Origin of the sequence: Bacillus pretiosus, assembly GCF_051294775.1 — a bacterium.
In the GTDB taxonomy this organism is placed as follows: domain Bacteria; phylum Bacillota; class Bacilli; order Bacillales; family Bacillaceae_G; genus Bacillus_A; species Bacillus_A wiedmannii.
Genome location: NZ_JBPPHF010000513.1, coordinates 1 through 285, shown reverse-complemented (window position 1 = coordinate 285; position 285 = coordinate 1). Strand labels below are relative to the sequence as shown.

The window sequence follows — 285 nt, the reverse complement described above, 5'->3', positions numbered from 1 at the left end:
AGAGAAAGCTCATCCTGATGTGTTAAACATTTTACTACAACTATTACAAGATCGTCGCTTAACGGATTCTAAAGGGCGTACTGTTCATTTCCGTCATACAATAGTTATTATCACATCTAACGTAGCTGCAGATGCGTTAAAACGTAATAAACATCTTGGATTTAACGTACAAGATGAGAGCCGCGATTATTCAGATATGTAAGGTAAAGTAATGGATGAACTGAAAAAGGCATTTCGTCCAGAATTCTTAAACCGTATTGATGAAATTATCGTGTTCGATATGCT

Annotated in this window: 1 pseudogene; it reads left to right on the top strand. The window is 35.8% G+C overall.

Annotated elements, in window-relative coordinates:
* Positions 1 to 285 (top strand): annotated as a pseudogene (locus tag ACSG5Z_RS31970) (AAA family ATPase); the annotation flags it as partial.